Annotated in this window: 11 protein-coding genes; 6 read left to right on the top strand and 5 right to left on the bottom strand. The window is 44.1% G+C overall.

Annotated features, from left to right (window positions below; genetic code table 11):
- Positions 1-54 precede the first annotated feature (54 nt).
- The 5 genes from panD (at position 55) to RMO55_RS01750 (ending at position 4,396) form a co-directional block, all read left to right on the top strand.
- Positions 55-441: an aspartate 1-decarboxylase gene (gene panD / locus RMO55_RS01730; RefSeq protein WP_310422675.1), complete on the top strand. Its 387-nt coding sequence runs from the start codon at positions 55-57 to the stop codon at positions 439-441.
- Between the two features lie 449 nt (positions 442-890).
- Positions 891-1,574 carry a (2Fe-2S) ferredoxin domain-containing protein gene (locus tag RMO55_RS01735; RefSeq protein ID WP_310422550.1) on the top strand — a complete coding sequence of 228 codons (684 nt, stop codon included), beginning with the start codon at positions 891-893 and terminating at the stop codon, positions 1,572-1,574.
- A 17-nt stretch (positions 1,575-1,591) separates the two neighbouring features.
- A complete protein-coding gene (locus RMO55_RS01740; RefSeq protein WP_310422554.1) occupies positions 1,592-2,026 on the top strand; it encodes a ferritin-like domain-containing protein in 435 nt (144 codons plus the stop codon).
- A gap of 97 nt (positions 2,027-2,123) precedes the next feature.
- On the top strand, positions 2,124-3,566 hold the full coding sequence (locus RMO55_RS01745) for an iron uptake porin (RefSeq protein WP_310422557.1): 1,443 nt from the start codon (positions 2,124-2,126) through the stop codon (positions 3,564-3,566).
- Between the two features lie 320 nt (positions 3,567-3,886).
- Complete coding sequence (locus tag RMO55_RS01750; RefSeq protein ID WP_310422560.1) at positions 3,887-4,396, top strand: hypothetical protein; 510 nt, start codon at positions 3,887-3,889, stop codon at positions 4,394-4,396.
- A 132-nt stretch (positions 4,397-4,528) separates the two neighbouring features.
- Here RMO55_RS01750 and RMO55_RS01755 read toward each other — a convergent pair whose 3' ends face one another.
- From RMO55_RS01755 to RMO55_RS01775, 5 genes are all read right to left on the bottom strand, one after another.
- Positions 4,529-4,804, bottom strand: coding sequence for a MoaD/ThiS family protein (locus tag RMO55_RS01755; protein ID WP_310422562.1), 276 nt, complete (start codon positions 4,802-4,804; stop codon positions 4,529-4,531).
- Positions 4,805-4,897: 93 nt separating this feature from the next.
- On the bottom strand, positions 4,898-6,196 hold the full coding sequence (thrC, locus tag RMO55_RS01760; RefSeq protein ID WP_310422565.1) for a threonine synthase: 1,299 nt from the start codon (positions 6,194-6,196) through the stop codon (positions 4,898-4,900).
- A gap of 137 nt (positions 6,197-6,333) precedes the next feature.
- A complete protein-coding gene (locus RMO55_RS01765) occupies positions 6,334-9,810 on the bottom strand; it encodes an amino acid adenylation domain-containing protein (protein ID WP_310422568.1) in 3,477 nt (1,158 codons plus the stop codon).
- A gap of 212 nt (positions 9,811-10,022) precedes the next feature.
- On the bottom strand, positions 10,023-10,259 hold the full coding sequence (locus tag RMO55_RS01770) for a hypothetical protein (RefSeq protein ID WP_310422571.1): 237 nt from the start codon (positions 10,257-10,259) through the stop codon (positions 10,023-10,025).
- 49 nt (positions 10,260-10,308) lie between these two features.
- A complete protein-coding gene (locus RMO55_RS01775) occupies positions 10,309-11,766 on the bottom strand; it encodes a sugar transferase (protein WP_310422574.1) in 1,458 nt (485 codons plus the stop codon).
- Between the two features lie 672 nt (positions 11,767-12,438).
- On the opposite strand from RMO55_RS01775, the gene RMO55_RS01780 reads away from it, so the two are divergent.
- A complete protein-coding gene (locus tag RMO55_RS01780) occupies positions 12,439-16,137 on the top strand; it encodes an amino acid adenylation domain-containing protein (protein ID WP_310422579.1) in 3,699 nt (1,232 codons plus the stop codon).
- Positions 16,138-16,339 lie beyond the last annotated feature (202 nt).

Consider the following 16,339-nt stretch of genomic DNA (forward strand, 5'->3'; position numbering starts at 1 on the left):
CCCACACCCCCACACCCCCACACCACCACACCTCCACACCCCCACACCCCCAAAATGCACCGCACGTTATTGGCAGCAAAAATTCACAGTTGTACGATTACAGATGCTAACCTGCAATATATGGGGAGCATTAGTATTGACGAGCTTTTACTGATGGCGGTAGACATCATGCCTTACGAACAAGTCCAGGTAGTCAATGTAAATAATGGCGAAAGATTTATTACCTATGCGATTGCAGCTCCACCTGGTTCTGGCTCGATCGAGTTAAATGGTGCAGCAGCTAGACTGGGTGTCAAGGGCGATAAATTGATTATCATGACGTATGCCCAATTCGATCGGGTCGAAGCCGAAAATCACCAACCCAAAGTAGTATTGGTAGACGATCTCAATCAAATCTCGTCAGTTAAATCCTATATTCTGACTGGATTGGGTCGATCTTGACGATTTGAAATTTCTCCTCAAAGTTTAGGGTAGGGGTAATTAATAAATTGCCCCTACCCTAAATTTTTTTATTTAATTGCTAATAGTTGTCATTTGTTTCTCGATCCTATATAGTATTTGGGGAATACTAGTGAATATCCTTACTAAAAAATTATGTCAGCCCTGTTCCTAACCATGTTTTGGAAAGGTATTGAGATAGGGTCGATCGCGATGATTCTACTTAGCTATCTATACCAAGCCGAACAACTGCACATAATGAAATCGATCTGGGAGTCGGGGTGACAAATTTGAGATATTTTATTGAACATAATTAACTACTACGATTAGTAAAAATAATAAGAATTACTGGCAGTAACGATCGAGGCGATCGCCTTGAGGATTGTGACTCAGTTCGATCTGGGGATGCGCCGTGTGGCAAAGGTTACAGTTATACATTTGATAAAGTCATCATGAGTAATCGGCAGGAAAAACTGATTCGACCATTGACAGGTAGCTTTCTGGGTTGGGGAGACGATCGAACTCCGCACCGCTATATCAAATTAGCCACCATGAATGGGGAGCATTTAATCAAGGTTGCGAAAAGTCTCCGTCCACAAATTCAAGATTGGCAACCAGGAATCTGGTTGGCATTGTTGACGCAGGAGCAGATCTGTCGATCCACTGGCAAGACAAAAATCAAAGTCAAACAGTTATTGACTCTACCGTGTATCGCCCCTGTCAACAATCGCCCCAGTGGATCGCCATCACCGTCAAAAATTGACGGTAGCCCCGTCAAGCCAACCAAAATTCAGGTTTGTCAGGGTTCGACTTGTCGGCGACGTGGAAGCGATAAGATATGTAGATTGATGGCAGCATATGTCGATCGACACGATCTCAACGCAGCAGTGCAAATTGAATCGGTAAAATGTCTCCATCAATGTAAAGCCGCTCCACACGCGATCGTCACCAGTCCAGCCGGAGCCATACTACCAGGAAAAACGCACTACCGCCAAGTCCAGTCCAGTCAAATGCAAGCAATTTTAGCCAAACATTTCCCGATCGTTTCGCAGCCAAAACTAAGCAGCACCAATTTAATCGCAAAAATTGGTGCTTATTTACAACAAAATCAAATTTCCACCTCTATTCCTCTCTAAAATTCGACTCTTCTATCATGCAAGATCTAGACCAAGAAAAAGCGATCGATGTCCTCCGTTCCCTGATGGAATTTGAATTGGCTGGAGTGGTTCGGTATACACATTACGCCCTGATGGTAACTGGCCCAAACCGGATTCCGATCGTCGATTTCTTTAAAGCCCAAGCCACAGAATCACTCCTTCATGCCCAGCAAGTTGGTGAAATTCTGACGGGCTTAGAGGGTCATCCGTCCCTCCAAATTGCTCCAATGGAGGAAAGTTATAAACACTCTGTGAGAGACATCTTAGAAGAGAGTTTGGCTCATGAAAGAAACGCATTGCAAATGTACAAAAAACTCCTCGATATTGTTGAGGATGCAAGTGTTTATCTCGAAGAGTTCGCTCGCACGATGATTGGTACCGAAGAATTACATAACATTGAAATCAAGAAAATGTTGCGTGATTTCAGCTAATTTTAACAAATAATCAGAGTGCAATTCTCCATCTCTTTTAACTTTTAACTCATTTACAGGAGCAGATATTTTGAACCGACAACTCAACTGGCTATCGATGACCGCATGGTGCATACTGGCTACATTATTACCGATCTCTGGTGCCCAAGCTGCTGACTCCATTCTGACTGGAGCCAATTCTGCTCACCCAACAGTGGCTCAACACAGTCCGAACCAACTAATCGCCCTCAGAAAGAAGAAACGCATCAAGAAAAGAGTCAAGCAAAAAGCAAAAACAACTGCTACCGCAGCTCCAAGGACAGATGCTGTCACCACATCACCAACAGATCTCACTCAAACAACACCACCTCCAGCACCACCAACACCGCCAGCACCCCCCGCACTACCTGACGTAACTCCACCACCGCCAGTTGCACCACCAGTTGAAGCACCCAAAGCACCAGAACCCACACCCCCAGCCGCAACAACTCCAGCTCCCAATCAGTTCTCATTGAACACCAAGCTACAAGGGCAAGTAATTTTTGGCGCAACTGGAACTATTGGCGGTGATTACTCGCGAAATACGGCTTTCGGACATCGGAGTCGGCTCGAACTCAAAACCGATATCAATGGCGGTACTCTCACCACTCGGCTCCAAGCTGTAGGATTGGGCTTATCCAACCAAAACCCTAAACCAGGCACTGCGGCGGTTGCAACCCCTGAAGGGAGCCTATCCTGGACAGACGGCACAACAACTAGTAGCATCGGCATCGATGCACTTAAATATGAGTTTCCCCTCTCCCCTCAAACACAAGTGGTAGTTGCAGCAAATGCTGGGGCATCAGATGACTTTACCGATACTATCAATCCTTATTTCGATGGCGACGGTGCTAGTGGCTCGATTTCGGCTTTCGGAAATCGTCCTTCGATTTACTACACCGTTCAAGGTGCTGGAGCCGGAATTCGCCACAAGTTAGGCGATACCACCGAACTCAGTTTGGGTTACTTAGCTCGCAGTGGCAACGATCCTGCGTTAGGGAATGGATTATTTGGTGGTGGTTATGGTGCGCTGGCGCAACTCACCTTCAAGACAGGCGAAAATTCTAAAGTTGGGGTAACTTATACTCGGACTCTTAATTCAGATCCTGGTACGGGTAGCCTCAATGCCAATTTGGGCGGGATTAGTAATAACTTTGGATTGCAAGGTTCCTTTCAATTGACTCCTGAGTTCGCTCTTGGTGGTTGGGCTGGCTACACCCAAAATCAAGCGACTGGTGGTGACAGGCAGATCTGGAACTGGGCATTAACGGCGGCTGCACCAGATTTTGGTGCAAAAGGCAATTTAGCTGGATTGTTAGTCGGGCAAGAACCACGGGTAACTTCTTCTGGCGACGGCACTACTGATACTAAGTCTGGATTGCATATCGAGGGATTTTATCAGATTAAAGTTAGTGACAATCTCAGCATCACGCCAGGGATTATCTATCTGACAGCACCCAATCAAGATGCTAATAGCAGCAGCGCGGTAATTGGTGCGGTAAGAACTACGTTTAGTTTCTAATTTCTGAAATGTAGGACTTATCCCCGACTTGTTGAAGAAGCGGCTCTCTCCGGTCGGGTTTCGGAAAGTGCTGCTGGTCGGGTGCCCCGCCCAGTGGTCTTGGGGTTTCCCCTGTCTTGTCGTTTTCTGATTCGGGGGGAACCCTAGACATCAAAACGCGGCTGTCTCACCTTTTTTGACAACTGGGGGGGAGACCTGTCCAGTGGGGAACCCGTCCAAAGGTGAAGCCCAAGAAGAGCACCTTTTCAAGAGAAGAGAGACAAGACAGTCGGGGAGGGAGCATCAACTGACGATCTCGAAGCAGCTAAATCTCAATCTTAATGATCACAGCTCTATCTCTATCTATAACTTCTGCGGCGGCGATTATGTTTTTTAGCCGTCGGCTATTATGCTATATGCGCCATTTTCAGGAAGGTGGCTATAGTAGAAGACAGTTTAAGGATTGGGTGATTGCCAACAGTGTTTATGATAAAAAAGGTAGTTTAATTGCCACCATCGCAGCTCTACTGCTCGAACTTACGGAGCATAGTAATGTGAGAGGCATTCAACTAGCAATTTGTACGATATCGGCTATTGCCTTAGTCTGGCTGGGTTTTTGGGAAAATGACCCCCGTGAAGTTGGCCCGTTTAAACTAAAACCCACTAAACGGGCAACAACAACTTATAATTTAGCAGTGGGTTTGTACTCGATCGCCCTTGTAATTGTGACTATTAGTGTTTATAAACTTGGTGCCCGTGATGACATTGCCTGTTATTGGCTGGTAGTTATCGCTGCAATCCAATCTTCACCAATTTGGCTGGTGATTGCTAGCACTCTCAAAAGTTACTAATTTAGGTTTTAGGCTTTAGGTTTTAGACAAATTGGTTGCTGCTAATCAATAACCAACCAGCCTACAAATACAAAGTCCGCGATGCTGCGCGGACTCGAACTTTCCATGAAGTATTTAGACATCTTAACTAGTCTAACCGCCAGCTACAGCCGGAACGATACTGACTTGATCGCCATCGGCAAGAGGTGTATTAGTACCATCCAGGAAGCGAATATCTTCATCATTGACATAGAAATTCAGAAATCGCCGTAATTGACCGTTGTCATCACACAATCGAGCTTTCACTCCAGGACAACTAACTTCGAGTGCATCTAGCAACTCAGCGATACTATTACCTTCACATTCAATGGTAGCTCTATCGCTAGTGAATTTTTGCAGTGCAGTGGGGACGAGAACTTTGACGGTCATTTCAGAATAGGGGAGAGGGGAGAGGGGAGAGGGGATAAGAATGGGGATAGGAGTAAGAGATCGGTATTTTTGTTAATTCCTATTCCCTATTCCCTAAACTAATGTTTGTTCCCAGTCGAGGCGGTTCAGGGTCTGAGAGCGTTCTAGGGCGCGTTCAAAGCTGTCTAATTTTGCTTCGATCTCAAAAGGCTCGTTGACATAGCCTTGGATAGATTCTTGGGTTTTTAAGCCGTTTCCAGTGATGTAGACAACGGTAGTTTCGTCAGGATTGATTTTACCTGCTTCAACTAGTTTTTTGAGGACGGCGATAGTGGTACCACCAGCAGTTTCGGTGAAGATCCCTTCGGTTTCAGCTAAGAGTTTCATCCCTTCGATAATTTCGGCATCGGTAACAGATTCGATATTTCCGTTAGTTTTGCGGGCAAGTTCTAGGGCATAAATACCATCGGCTGGGTTGCCGATCGCAATCGATTTAGCGATCGTGTTAGGCTTGACGGGAACGACGAAATCACGACCTTCAGCATATGCCTGCGCGATGGGCGAACAGCCTTCAGCCTGCGCTCCGCTAAACCGGACTTGCTTGTCTTCAACCAAACCAAGTTTGGCAAATTCTTGGAAACCTTTATGAATTTTGGTAAAGAGCGAACCAGAAGCTAATGGTGCAACGATATGGTCGGGCAATTCCCAGCCTAACTGTTCGGCAACTTCATAACCTAGCGTCTTGGAGCCTTCGGAGTAGTAGGGACGAAGATTGATATTCACGAATCCCCAACCGTATGTATTAGCAACTTCACAACACAAGCGATTCACTTGGTCGTAGTTACCTTGTACCGCCATTACTGTTGGGCCGTAAATCACCGTGCCTAATACTTTACCTGCTTCTAAGTCGGCGGGAATAAAGACACAGCAGTCCAAACCAGCATGAGCGGCGATCGCTGCAGTAGAATTGGCTAAGTTACCAGTACTAGCACAAGAGATCGTTGAGAAGCCAAATTCCTTGGCTTTGGAAAGTGCCACCGATACCACTCTATCCTTGAAGCTCAAGGTGGGCATGTTGACAGCATCATTTTTGATATAGAGATTTTTTAAACCTAAGCGACGTGCCAACCGATTTGCTTTAAGCAGTGGAGTCATTCCCGTACCGACATCAACAATATGCTCGTCGGGGACTGGGAGTAAATCTTTGTATCGCCAAATTGAGTTAGGGCCAGCTTTAATGCTTTCGCGAGTTACTTTTGTGCGGAGATAGTCATAATCATACTGGACTTCCAATGGCCCGAAGCAGAGTTCGCAAATGTGGGTAGCTTTGAGTTCGTACTCTGTACCGCACTCTTTGCAGGCGAGTCCTTTTGCGGCAGTAGTTCTGTTGCTGTTTAAGGTTGCTTGGGTCATGGTGGGATGTCGCTGTGTGATTAGATATCCGTACTTGTTGAGAACAACGATATCACGACTCGATCGAGTCGTCAAACATACCCGACTAAATTAGTCGGGTATCAATTTTTCAGGTAAAATTAGTATTAGGCAAACGATTAGCTAACTCGTTCCAGATACAGCTTCAGCTTTAGAGCGAGAATTTTAATATACGGCTCCTTCAACAAATTATTGTGATTTCCAGGTAGATCGCAAACCTCGACACCTCCGCCGACCAAATGGCCCCAACCCAAATCGGGGAGTAGAGCTTTGTTTACAGATTGGACATAAGAGCGAAAGAGGGTAACTTTCCCTGGATAAAATTTTCCGGTATAGTCTCGACCAGCTTGAAAATTAGCTTCTAGGACTTGTAAGTATTCAGGAGGCAGAGGTTCGACCCAATTATCGAGGAGAAATTTTTCTTCACTATTTTTGTAGATAATCCGAAACATGAATCGATCTTTAACATACTTGAATTTTTCGGAGATCGTCAGTCGTTGGAGATTTCGGACATGAATTTCCACAGATTTCAGCAATGATGGTCGAATTTCCGGTAAATTGGGAGCCTCATTATCTAGCAATGCCAATAAACCGATTTTTTGACCCTGAAGATCGAGTTTTCGGGCGATCTCAAAAGCGACCAAGCCACCAAAAGAATAACCTAATAGTAGATAAGGTCCCTGGGGTTGAAGGCGTTGGATCTCCTGGATGTAGAGATCTGCCATCTCTTCAATTCGAGTGAGGGGAGCTGCCACCCCATCCAATCCTGGCGATTGTAGTCCATACATCGGTTGCTCCAGTCCGAGATATGTAGAGAGGGGATAATACTCCAAAACATTGCCACCAACTGGATGGATGCAAAATAATGGTGGTCTCGAGCCGCGCGATTCGATCGACACCAGCGATGACCAAGCTGTCGATCCTCGCTCTTGCCGAATTACGTTCGCAAACTCCCGAATTGTTGGTGCAGCGAGAAAAGTCGCCAAGGGAAGTTTTTGATGCCAGATCTTTTCGACTGCTGAGATCGCCCGCACCGCCAACAGGGAATGACCGCCTAGCTCAAAAAAGTTGTCCTCGATGCCGATCTGCTCGATCCCCAGCACCTGTTTCCAGATTTTGGTCAGTTGCAGTTCTACTTCATCTTGAGAGGCTACAAATTCCCCTTCTAATTGACGAGTATAAATAGGGATGGGTAACGCGCGGCGATCGATTTTACCGTTGGGTGTGAGTGGGAGCAGATCGAGGAAGACAAACGCTGTTGGCACCATATAGTGTGGCAGCTTACTGGCGAGGAATTCACGTAGATCGGAGATCGTGGGCGATCGATCCGGTTGGCGTAGTCTCTCCGAAAGAGAATTGGCGACAATATAAGCAACCAAACGACGATCGTCAGGGATATCTTCACGCACGACAACAGTAACTTCCTTCACCCCAGGATGTTTGACGAGTAACCCTTCAATTTCACCTAATTCAATTCGGAACCCGCGAATTTTAATTTGATTATCGATCCGACCGATGTACTCAATATTGCCATCAGGTAAATACCGCGCCAGATCGCCAGTTTTATACAGACGTGCATTGGGAGCATCGCTAAAAGGATTCGCAATGAATTTTTCAGCCGTTAACTCGGGACGATGGAGATAGCCCTTCGCCAAGCAATCGCCACCGATATGCAACTCCCCACGAATCCCAATCGGGACGGGCTGGAGATAGCGATCGAGAATATAAGCCTGAGTATTGGCAATCGGTCTACCAATTAGCTCCAGCGCACCTTGAAAATCAGCACTTCGACGCAGACCGTTAATCTTAGAACCAGTAGACCACACAGTGGTTTCAGTCGGACCATATAAGTCCCACAATTCGGCAACCCTGTCTAGCAATAAATCCGCCAGATTGCGGGATAAAGCCTCACCAGTCGAAACCACCCGTAGATGGGGGCTACCTTGCCACCCAGCCGCCAGTAATAACCTAAAACTGACAGGAGTTGCCTGGAGAAATGTTGCCCCCGAATCGGTCAATTTGGCTAACAACTGGAAACCATCAGCAGCAACTTCACTACTGACTAAAACGATTTTCGCCCCAACGACTAATGGTAGAAACATATCGGCAGTTGAGGTGTCAAAACAGATCGTGGTTACTGCCAATAAAGTATCTGCACTAGTCAAGCCTGGAGAATGCTGAAGATAATTTAATAAGTTTGCTTGAGAAGAATGACAAACTTCCACTCCTTTGGGATTTCCGGTGGAGCCAGATGTATAGATAACATAGGCTAAGTTATCTGGTTGAGTATCAGCGATCGGATTCGATCGTGGTTGTTGCTCGATTAGCTCTTTATTTGTCACAAAGGAAACGACTTCGGCTTGATGCCTGGGCAAAGAGGCTAATAATTGGGGATCTGCAATGAGGACTTTTGCGTCAGAATCTGCCAGAATATAGGCTACACGGTCTTGTGGATAGGCCGGATCTAATGGTACATAGGCTCCACCTGCTTTGAGGATGCCCCAGATGCCTACGACCATGGCTAAGGATCTTTCGACATAAAGTCCAACTAAAACACCAGATCCGACTCCTAGAGATCGGAGGTAGTGTGCTAATTGATTGGCTTGACTATTCAACTCTCGATAGGTGAGTTGTTGGTCTTCAAATATGACCGCGATGTTGTTGGGGGTGCGTTCTACCTGTGCTTCAAAAAGCTGATGGATGCACAGATTCGGATAGTCTGCCTGAGTCTGATTCCATGCCACTAGCAATTGTTGTCGCTCTGCTGCTGTCAGCAACGGTAATTCATCGATTCGTTGGGCTGGGTTGGCGATGATGCTTTCGAGCAATGTCTGGAAATGCATCACCATCCGTTCGATCGTCTCTACCGCAAATAAGTCTGTAGAATATTCAAAATGACCAGAGATTCCGGCATCTGTCTCTGCCAATCTAAGAGCTAAATCGAGAGAACTCGATTGCCGATCTGGAATATCGATCGCCACAGACTGGTCTAAATCGAGGTTCTCAATAGTGTCAATTTGCTCGGATGGCACGGGGACGACCGTCAAGTCTACTTTGGTTTGTTCCAAGCTAAACATGACTTGAAATAAGGGATGATAGCTGGGCGAACGTTCTATCTCTAATGCTTCTAGCAATCGATCGAATGATAAATTCTGATGTGCTCGTGCATCTGCAACTACTTTCTTAATGCGTTGTAATACTTCCAAGAAAGTAGGATTGCCTGACAAGTCAGTCCGTAAAACTATATTGTCAAAACCACAACCACCCAATCCATCAACTGTCGCTTCATTTTGGCTGACAATTGGCGAACCGATCGGGATATCTTGCCGATCTGAATAACGATAAATTAAAACTTTGAATACTGCCAATAGAACTGTGAATATTTCGACATCTCGATCCCGAGCAACGATCTGGAGAGACTCGATCGATTTGTCAGACAAGACTATAGTTTGAGTTTGAGTTTTAAAAGTTATTGACGATTGGCGAGGTTTGTCTGTGGGCAATTCCAGTAATAGTGGACTTCCAGATAGTTGCTGCTGCCAATAACTAACTAATTCAATAGATTGTTCGAGTGAATTATTTTGATTTTCTAGCATTGGTTTTAGCTCTGATACAAAAGAATTTACGAATTTTATTTAATTAATTTAATATTTATCGATCCGGTAGCAAGCCTTGCCCCGTGATTTGCACCGCAGACTACTAGAGATTTAATTTCATTCTTGCTAGTAAACTAGCGGACTAACCAATATATCCTGTCGATCTACAGATCGACAGAACGATACATCAAAACTTTGAATGCGGCTAGTAGTCACACAACCAAATCTACTTGCCGATCTTCAGCTATTGTCTTGAGTGACTCCAGTAACTTTTTGGGCAAGTAGATATTTTGATTTTCTGTGCTAAAAGTAATTGCCAGTCCGCGTGGTTTGTCTGTCAGTAAATGTAGTGATGGCGGACTTTTTACCAGTTTCTGCTGCCAGTACCCGAACGATTCACCCGTTGAGTCGAGTGAATTATGTTTAGTCTCCGTGATTAATTGGTTCATTAGTAATCAAACTGATTTAGTCTCGATAGCTATAAAAAAGCTATCTTTATTAATAAGATCCCTCTTTAAATAAGACTACTTTGATTGTTTGGAGCAAGATTTTTAAATCCAATGTTAGCGACCATTGGAGGATATAGACCATGTCCCAGTAAAAAATTTCATCAGAGTCAATAGTAGCACGCCCTTTGACTTGCCACAACCCCGTAATCCCTGGTAGAACTTCATAGCGCAGAAATCGATCTCTAGAAAATTGTTCGATATTTTGAATCGATAATTCGTAGTCTCTAATTGGTAGCGGACGCGGCCCAACTAAACTCATTTCACCTTGCAATACATTGATCAACTGTGGTAATTCATCGATGCTATAGTCGCGCAGAAATTTGCCAATGCTGGTGATGCGAGGGTCGTCTTTGATCTTAAACAGTACTCCCCCCTTAACTTCATTTTGCTGTTCTAGTTCTTTTTGGAGTTCGGTTGCATTTTCTACCATCGTCCGAAACTTCCAGACTTGGAAGCGACGACCTTTTAGACCAACCCGATATTGCTTATAAAAAATTGGTCCAGAAGATGTTTTTTTGATCAGGAACGCCACAAGCAAGAGGATCGGCGATATTACTAACAAGATTGCGGATGCAGCAATCAGATCGAGGACTCTTTTCAACCAAAAATTAAACCCAAAAATTGGCAGAGATTTGAACCGCACAGTGGGAATCTCTTCGATCATTTTAGTCTCAGCAGATCTTTCTGGCAATTGGATTTCGGTCGGTACCATTCTGAGATGGATTCCGGCTGCTTTTAAGTTCCAAAACAGAATGATTTGATTATCGATTAACTGTGGCGAACAAATAAATACTTCGCTAATTTTACGAGATTTTATCTGGTCGATAATCTCATCTAATTGCCGCTGGATGTCCCAAATGGATAAGTCAATAATGCTATCAATTCTAAATTGTCGAGATCGCTTCAGTAGTTTCCTAACATGCTCGATATCCATTTGATTTCCCACCAGCACAATTGCTTGTTGGAAAATTGGATTGCGCTTGCGAATCTGAATGATAAATAGATCGAATAAAAATCTCGCACCACTAATTGACAGAAAGTTGAGGATCAATGCGATCGCAAACACCGAGCGCGACACCCAAATTCCAGGTTGATAGAAAAAAGCTGCAATGAATTCGATCAGTTGAGCCAGTGCTAGAGATTTGAATAAGTTGGCAAATCTATGCAGTTTGTCGTCAGTCCCATAAAATCCTGAAGCAGCCAGAGTGCCGATCCCAACTGCCAGAATCGGAATCATGGAGTTAGTAATATGCACCCCAGCCGTCGGCGTGCCCAAGCGATCTGCGATTGTCCATGACGCAAATAGCATGGAAGCATCTAGTCCGACTAAAAAAAGCGACTTTAGACCATTAATTAGCGTCCACCACCGAATTGATAGATTTCTGGCTCTGATATCTTCTGTCTGCCGCGCACTACTTGTGATGTCAGATGTTTGTCGATCGGTCATGCGATCTCTCCGAATGTAAATTATATAAGGTTAAATAAAATTTGTGCTGTGATTAAGATCACTGGCTATTAGTGATATTTATTCGGTGGTTTATCGAACAAACATATATTGCCATCATCGCCAAAAAGCAGGTCAAATGTCAATGATTATTTAGCTGGATTACTACGAACATGGTGCTTGTTCTCAGTAGAGTCTAATCTAAAAAAACTCAACCTTATACATCAATAGAACATATTCAGTCATCTGGCTGTTGAAAATTAAGTAGTCCTGAAGAAAGATGAGATGTATATACTAGATAGTCTATAGAATTGCCATAAAAATAGCAAATTCATAAAACAGCTAAAAGCTAGCTCAACTAAGCGGGGATTGGATCTATCTAAATTCTTGTAAAATTACAAATATACGATCGGTAATATCAACCGGTCGATTAAAGTTTACCACCGATTTAGCTTCGGACGTAGAGGATGAAAGATTTTTATTTATCGGTAGGTACCGCTTTGCTAAACAGAGCTTTTTCAAGGCTCTATGACTAAAGTCAGGTCTTCAACCAACGATCTAGAAATCGAGATAACGATTGCTCCCGCTCTAGTTGGAAACTATAAGTTTCACCTAGATCGATCGTGTTAGCTACCATACCAAAACTGAAAAATTATCACAGCTATTAAAAATTTTATGCATCAACCTTTATCTAAATCTAACCACAATAACGTGTCTGTTGTAATTCCAGCATATAACAGTAGTAAATTTTTGCCAGCAGCAATTGAGAGTGTTCTCAATCAAACCTACCCAAATGTCGAGATTGTGGTTGTCGATGATGGTTCGACTGATGACACCAAAGTAGTTTGCGATCGCTACCCAACCATCACCTATATTTACCAAAGCAATCAAGGTGTCTCTAGTGCGCGAAATACGGGTATCCGCGTCAGCCAAGGAGCATATCTGATTTTTCTCGATAGTGATGACTGCTTGTTACCTGACGCGGTAGAAATTGGGGTAAATTGCCTGAACGATCGTCCAGAAATAGGCTTTGTGTTTGGTAGTTATTTATTTAAAACGATTAATCCCGATGGATCTTATACTACCCAAAAACTCTTTGACGAGCCACCAGCAGTGGCTAGCTATGCAACTATTTTAGCCGCGCAGCATAAAATTCAATGTTCCACTGTGATATTTCGGCGGATAGCAATCGATGCCGTGGGGGGATTCGATGCCAATTTAGCCGTGATGGAAGATCTGAATTTATTTCTGCGCGTCGCTCGGAAATTTCCGATCTATTTTCACGATCGAGTCGTTTCGGAATATCGATATCATGGTGGTAATGTATCTAGTCAATCAGCCAAAATGCTGATTAAAACATTGGCTGTCCAGAGTTTGGAGCGGAGTTATCTGCAGCAACATGGTACGCCAGCAGATTTGACAGCGGATGAATGTGGACGAGCGACTTGGATTAAATTTTTTGGCGATCGATTACCTTATGAAATCATGCGCTCTCTCCAGATGAAAAACTGGGTAGCAGCATTAGGGAATTTCCGATTGCTATTAAATTACGATCCGTACTTGGAGTCGATCGATCGAGAAGTTTCTGCATCAGCCGAGTTAGCTCTCCGCGCACAATTGGCAGAATTACCGCTCCAATCTTCTCTAGCTTACTGGCAACAACAACTGAGTGACGCACCAGGATTCTTATCCCTACCAACAGATCGCCCCAGACTAACACAGCCAACTTTTCAGGGCAAATCTCAATCTTTTGAAATCGATCTAGAACTCACCACAGCACTCAATTTACTCAGTCAGCACCAAGGTGTCACTCTATCGACAACCTTATTAGCAGCATTTAAAACCTTACTTTACCGTTATACGGGTAGTGAAGATATCATCGTGGGTACTCCGACTGTCGATTCTCCAGCGGAGAGACTCCGTCAACGGATCGACTCAGAAATTTTTGTGAATGCGGTAGCTTTGCGGAGTAATTTAGGTGGAAATCTCCAGTTTCAAGTATTACTTCAACAGGTGCAGCAGATAGCTAACCTAGCGCATCGTCATCAAGCAGTCCCGATCGAGCTAATCGAGGGCTTACAGCTCCAGTTCACTTTGGTATTTGAAGAAGATATACCATTCGACCAAATCGAACTTTCAAGGCTCACAGCCATTCCTTGGACGATTGAGTCAGATACCGCGAAATTCGATCTCACTCTATATGTCAAACAAACTAGTAATGGATTAGGAGGACAATGGGTATATAGTACCGAGTTGTTTGATGCGACGACGATCGATCGATTGAATCGGCATTTCCATAATTTACTCACGGGAATTGTCGCCAACCCCAACCAGTCGATTTCTGAGTTACCGCTGTTGACAGATTCAGAGCGACAGCAGTTAATTGGAACCAATCGGCAGCCGCAGCAAAACTACGCTTCAACTAGATGTCTCCATCAGTTATTTGAGGAGCAGGTAGCTCGCAATCCAGAACAGATAGCAGTGGTATTTGAAGACCAAACATTAACCTATCGCGAGTTAAATAGTCGAGCGAATCAATTAGCCCGTCACCTACAAAGTTTGGGTGTAGAATCGAATGTATTAGTAGGTATTTGTGTCGAACGATCTTTAGAGACAATTATCGGAATTTTGGGAATTTTTAAAGCAGGTGGAGCTTACTTACCTCTAGATCCTAGCAATCCTGCCGATCGATTAGAATATATCTTAAAAGATGCCAGTGTTAGCATTTTGCTGACTGAATCTGTCTTGCTTGATAATTTGCCCGATTGCCGATGGGTTATTTGCTTAGATACAGATCTGCCGACAATTTCTCGTTATCCCACAAACAATCTAGCTGACAGCGGAAAATCGACAGATCTAGCTTATGTTATTTACACTTCTGGATCTACCGGAAAGCCGAAAGGAGTATTAGTCAATCACGATAATGTTACCCGCTTATTTACGGCGACAGATAATTGGTATCACTTTAACGATCGAGATGTCTGGACGCTATTTCATTCCTTTGCTTTTGACTTCTCCGTCTGGGAAATTTGGGGTGCATTATTATATGGTGGAAAGTTGGTTGTCGTGCCATATTTTGTCAGTCGAGATCCCGCAGCATTTTATCAATTATTAGTGTCCGAGCAAGTGACAGTGCTCAATCAAACACCATCGGCTTTTTATCAATTAAGTAAAATAGACGAACGATTGTACGGAGATACAAAATTGAATTTGCGACTGATAATTTTTGGCGGTGAAGCATTGAACTTACCGAGCTTAGAGCCTTGGTTCGATCGACATGGCGACATACTACCACAATTAGTTAATATGTATGGGATTACCGAAACCACCGTGCATGTAACTTATCGTCCCCTCACCCGCAATGATGTCAAGTCTACTGTCTGTTCGATCGGTCGGCCGATTCCTGACTTACAAGTTTACATCTTGGACGCATATCTGCAACCTGTGCCGATTGGAGTCAGTGGAGAAATGTACGTCGGTGGTGCGGGGGTATCACAAGGCTATTGGCAACGGGATGAATTGACGCAAGAGCGATTCATTCGCAATCCCTTTACGCCAACAACACTCTTAACCTCAGCACTTAATCCGAGCGGTGAGAATGCCCGTCTGTACAAAACAGGGGATCTGGCGCGTTATTTGGCAGATGGAAATCTGGAATATATCGGACGTATCGATACCCAAGTGAAAATTCGCGGATTTCGGATCGAGCTAGGGGAGATCGAAGCCTTGCTGAGTCAACATCCTGAGATCGAAAATAGCATAGTCATCGTCCGCGAGGATCTGCCTGGAGATAAACGCTTAGTGGCTTATTTAGTCACCCAAAATCGCCAACTGACAACTACTCAATTGCGTGAATTCCTATCCGAGCAGTTACCAACATATATGATTCCCACCGTTTTTGCGATCGTGGCAGCTCTCCCACTTACTATCAATGGTAAAGTCGATCGGCGTGCTTTATTAGGAAATAAAATTGATAGTCAGATAATTGGTGGCGATCCAAACCTCATCTCAAACAACCAAATCAAACCCAATTTAGCTCATCCCAATTTAGCGATTGGTTCTACAGCTAGAAATCCAACAGAGGAAATTCTCGTCGCAATTTGGTCGGAAGTTTTAGGAAAAAAACAGGTAGGAATTAATGAGAACTTTTTTGAATTGGGAGGACATTCAATTTCGATTATTCAAGTTGCCGCAGGGATTCAACAGCAACTAGGCGGGATCGAAGTATCTGTTGTCAAGTTGTTTCAATATCCAACAATTGCCAGATTAGCTGCGTATTTGAATGGATCGCAAAATAACGAACAGTCCGATCTGAAACTCAAAAATCGTGCGCAACAGCAAAAAGCCGCAAATGCTCGCCGTCAAAGGTTGTAAGTATCTCAAGTTGCTAGTTAGAGCCAAAGTTGGGAGTCAGAACTTTGGATGAGATTGTGTCCTTTCTCCTCCAAAACTTCACACTTTCAACATTAAGAACTAGCAACTTGGGTTAAATTTGCCAATATTTATAGCGATTGCTACAGAAATCGGGTATAAAATAGGACTACCTCTTGCCCTTGTATTTACTTACTCTCTATCC

The sequence above is a fragment of the Chamaesiphon sp. VAR_48_metabat_135_sub genome (assembly GCF_031418915.1).
Taxonomy (GTDB): Bacteria; Cyanobacteriota; Cyanobacteriia; order Cyanobacteriales; family Chamaesiphonaceae; genus Chamaesiphon.

What these genes read in the sequence shown, in the direction of transcription:
- panD (WP_310422675.1), top strand. Translation starts at nt 55, where the DNA reads ATGCACCGCACGTTATTGGCAGCAAAAATTCACAGTTGTACGATTACA.
- RMO55_RS01735 (WP_310422550.1), top strand. Translation starts at nt 891, where the DNA reads ATGAGTAATCGGCAGGAAAAACTGATTCGACCATTGACAGGTAGCTTT.
- RMO55_RS01740 (WP_310422554.1), top strand. Translation starts at nt 1,592, where the DNA reads ATGCAAGATCTAGACCAAGAAAAAGCGATCGATGTCCTCCGTTCCCTG.
- RMO55_RS01745 (WP_310422557.1), top strand. Translation starts at nt 2,124, where the DNA reads ATGACCGCATGGTGCATACTGGCTACATTATTACCGATCTCTGGTGCC.
- RMO55_RS01750 (WP_310422560.1), top strand. Translation starts at nt 3,887, where the DNA reads ATGATCACAGCTCTATCTCTATCTATAACTTCTGCGGCGGCGATTATG.
- RMO55_RS01755 (WP_310422562.1), bottom strand. Translation starts at nt 4,804, where the DNA reads ATGACCGTCAAAGTTCTCGTCCCCACTGCACTGCAAAAATTCACTAGC.
- thrC (WP_310422565.1), bottom strand. Translation starts at nt 6,196, where the DNA reads ATGACCCAAGCAACCTTAAACAGCAACAGAACTACTGCCGCAAAAGGA.
- RMO55_RS01765 (WP_310422568.1), bottom strand. Translation starts at nt 9,810, where the DNA reads ATGCTAGAAAATCAAAATAATTCACTCGAACAATCTATTGAATTAGTT.
- RMO55_RS01770 (WP_310422571.1), bottom strand. Translation starts at nt 10,259, where the DNA reads ATGAACCAATTAATCACGGAGACTAAACATAATTCACTCGACTCAACG.
- RMO55_RS01775 (WP_310422574.1), bottom strand. Translation starts at nt 11,766, where the DNA reads ATGACCGATCGACAAACATCTGACATCACAAGTAGTGCGCGGCAGACA.
- RMO55_RS01780 (WP_310422579.1), top strand. Translation starts at nt 12,439, where the DNA reads ATGCATCAACCTTTATCTAAATCTAACCACAATAACGTGTCTGTTGTA.